The organism is Mesorhizobium sp. M4A.F.Ca.ET.090.04.2.1, assembly GCF_003999085.1.
In the GTDB taxonomy this organism is placed as follows: Bacteria; Pseudomonadota; Alphaproteobacteria; order Rhizobiales; family Rhizobiaceae; genus Mesorhizobium.
Map to the genome: position 1 here is coordinate 1 of NZ_RZOT01000624.1, position 3,228 is coordinate 3,228.

Consider the following 3,228-nt stretch of genomic DNA (forward strand, 5'->3'; position numbering starts at 1 on the left):
GACACGCAGGTCGCAGCGGGTCAGCGCTTCACCGGGAAACAGGCTTGCTGATGTTTCTGCCGCCGGCAGGCTGAGATGAAACGCCGAGCCCGCCGCAATGCTGCTTGATCGTCCCGAGGCGCGGATTGCCAGCGGCCCGTCGCAGGAGCCACCTATGTCGATCGGCTTCCGGCCGGCCTGACGAAGCACGATCTCGACCGAGCGCGCCTCCAGTCCGGAAAAGCTGAATATCCTCGGCGCGAAAGGCCGGGCGGCGGCATCGAGATAGAGCGTCTGGCGCGACATGCGCCAGCGCCCGGTGAAATGATCCTCGCCGGGCTTATCGCGGGTTGGCGTCAGCTCGGTCTTGTCGAGCGGCCTCGCCAGCCGCTGCAGCGTCCGGTAGGTCGCCTGGAAACGGCTGTTCTGGACATCACGCCAGTCATGGCCGAAACGGCCGGTGCCGTTCGTGCGATCGAGCGCGTCGAGCCGGCTCTGGGCGAGCAGCGCCTGGAACCGCTTCTCGTAGGCGCCGTTGTCGTCATTCCCGAAGTATTGTGCGGTTGCGATCTCGGTGCCGGTGGTGTCGGCCGAGACCGGCGGCCGGTCGCAGGTATCATCGCCCGGAAAGAAAGCGCAGGCGGAACGGCCGGGCATGCCGGCGCAGCCGGCCGTTGCCGCGAGCGCCAGCCAGAGCAGGGCCAGGCATCCGAAATTGCGCCGCGTCACCCGGTGGCCCCGTTCATGGCCTTGAGCTGGGCGGGATCGCGTGGCGGCATGAAGCCCTGCGGGAAGATCTTGCAGACGGGGACGGCGAACGTGGCGATCAGGAGTTCGGCCTCGTCGCGCATCGCCCTCGTCGCGCTCTTGTCGTCGCGGATCGCTCGCGCCGAGGCGACAAGGGCGCCGTCGCAGTCGCAATGGTTGTGGCGGGCGATGTAGCAGGCGTCGTGGACCTGGCACGCGGCGTCGAGACGGTCGACCGGCCGCAGCGACAGGTCGCCGGAGCGGGTGCCCGGCCCGCAATAGTTGCCGATGACGAAGGGCGAAGGGCGCGCCATCGCAGTGCGGATCGGCTTTGGCAGCTCCGCCTCCGGCACTTTCGTCCACGGGTTGGCGCAAGCCGAGAGGAAGGCCAGCGGCAGGATGGCAAGAACGGCTCGCATTTTCTCCGCGCCAGCTTTCCGAAAAGTCCCCGCCCGGGCTTTAAAGCCGCTCAATAGGCGGATGCCACACTCGCCGATTTTGTGGCAAGCGCAAGGCGGGCGAGTCAGACGAACAGAGCGCGCTCCCTTTCCACCGCCCGGGTGATGAAGTTGGCGACGATCTGCACCCGGCGCAGCGGCCTCACCGATTCGTGATAGACCAGCCAGTAGGCGCGGCGGATCGGCGCGACGATGTCGACGAGAACCAGTTCCGGCATCGAGCGGGCGACGAACGTGTGCAGGATGCCGATGCCTGCGCCGGAACGCACCGCCTCGGCCTGGCCGAGTGCCGAGGAGATGGCAAAGCTGGTGCGCCAGTCGGCGCTGAACTCGGCGGCATAGTCGAGCGAGGGGCTGACGATGAGGTCCGGCACGTAGCCAATCAGCGTGTGCCGGCCGAGCTCGGCCGGCGTCGTCGGCAAGCTATGGGCCTCGGCATAGGCGCGCGAGGCGAACAGGCCGAGCGTGTAGTCGACCAGCTTGCCCGCCACCAGCCGGCCCTCGGTCGGGCGTTCGACGGTGATGGCGATGTCGGCCTCGCGCCTGGACAGCGAGAAGGAGCGCGGCACCGGCACCAGCTGGATGGTGAGCTCGCGGTGAAGGGCGGTCAGTTCTCCCAGCCGTTTCGCCAGGAAGGCAACGCCAAAACCGTCGGGCGCGCCGATGCGCACCGTGCCCGAGATATCGTCGCCTTCGCCGGCAACGGTCGAGCGCGCGGCGATCATGTCGCTCTCCATGCGCTCGGCTATGTCGAGGAAGCGTTCGCCGGCCGGCGTCAGCTCGCTGCCCGTGGTCAGGCGGCGGAAAAGCTTCGTCCGCAGCGCCTCCTCGAGCGCCGCGATCCGGCGCGAGACGGTGGCGTGGTTGAGCTCCAGGCGTTTCGCCGCGCCGAGGATCTGGCCGGCGCGCGCCACGGCGAGAAAGATGCGGACGTCATCCCAGTTCATGCCGGATGGTCCGGATTAGTCGCGAGCACTGCCTTTGCCGCCTGTCCCCTTTGTCCAGCCTGCAATCTTCGATCCCTTTCAGCAACTCGCCATTTGCGACAATTAATGCACAGCTGCCCATCGTTGTCTATTTTTTGCACAACGGTTGCGTTTTCGCTCGCGTTGCCTTCGCTCCGGCAAAGGCGGACAATGCGCCATCATCAAAACACAGGGAGAGAAACCATGATCGATTACGGTCATTTCATCGGCGGCAAGCGTGTCGCCGGGACCAGCGGCCGCAAGCAGGACGTGATGCAGCCGATGGACGGTTCCGTGCGCGGCACGGTGGCGCTGGCTTCGCAGGCGGAACTGCGCGCGGCTGTCGAGAACGCCAAGGCGGCGCAGCCCCAGTGGGCGGCCACCAACCCGCAGCGGCGCGTGCGCGTGCTGATGAAGTTCCTCGAACTGGTGCAGCGCGACTATGACGAACTGGCCGACATCCTGGCGCGCGAGCATGGCAAGACGATCGCCGACGCCAAGGGCGACATCCAGCGCGGCCTGGAAGTGGTCGAGGTCTGCATCGGAGCGCCGCACATGATGAAGGGCGAGTTCACCGACGGCGCCGGCCCCGGCATCGACGTCTACTCGATGCGCCAGCCGCTCGGCGTCGTCGCCGGCATCACGCCGTTCAATTTCCCGGCGATGATCCCGCTGTGGAAGATTGCGCCGGCGATCGCATGCGGTAACGCCTTCATCCTGAAGCCTTCCGAGCGTGATCCGGGCGTGCCGATCCGCATTGCCGAACTGTTCATCGAGGCCGGCCTGCCGGCCGGCATCCTCAATGTCGTCAACGGCGACAAGGAAGTCGTCGACGCCATCCTCGACGATCCCGACATCAAGGCCGTCGGCTTCGTCGGTTCGACGCCGATCGCCCACTACATCTATTCGCGTGGCACCGCGGCCGGCAAGCGCGTGCAGTGCTTCGGCGGTGCCAAGAACCACATGATCATCATGCCCGACGCCGACCTCGACCAGACGGTCGACGCGCTGATCGGCGCCGGCTACGGCTCGGCCGGCGAGCGCTGCCTGGCGATCTCGGGGGCGGTTCCGGGCGGCAA

Annotated in this window: 3 protein-coding genes and 1 pseudogene; 1 reads left to right on the forward strand and 3 read right to left on the reverse strand. The window is 67.1% G+C overall.

Annotation, left to right across the window (positions count from 1 at the left end):
* The 3 genes and pseudogenes from EN781_RS29295 to EN781_RS29305 form a co-directional block, all read right to left on the reverse strand.
* Positions 1–708: pseudogene (locus EN781_RS29295) on the reverse strand (phosphatidylserine/phosphatidylglycerophosphate/cardiolipin synthase family protein); the annotation flags it as partial.
* On the reverse strand, positions 705–1,145 hold the full coding sequence (locus EN781_RS29300) for a hypothetical protein (protein ID WP_126057810.1): 441 nt from the start codon (positions 1,143–1,145) through the stop codon (positions 705–707). The pseudogene EN781_RS29295 and the gene EN781_RS29300, both read right to left, overlap by 4 nt.
* A 104-nt stretch (positions 1,146–1,249) precedes the next feature.
* The gene (locus EN781_RS29305) at positions 1,250–2,131 is read right to left on the reverse strand and encodes a LysR family transcriptional regulator (RefSeq protein ID WP_126057811.1); all 882 of its coding nucleotides are present in this window, start codon (positions 2,129–2,131) and stop codon (positions 1,250–1,252) included.
* A gap of 105 nt (positions 2,132–2,236) precedes the next feature.
* Here EN781_RS29305 and EN781_RS29310 point away from each other — a divergent pair.
* A partial coding sequence (locus tag EN781_RS29310) for an aldehyde dehydrogenase family protein (protein ID WP_245492682.1) occupies positions 2,237–3,228 on the forward strand: 992 nt, incomplete at its 3' end.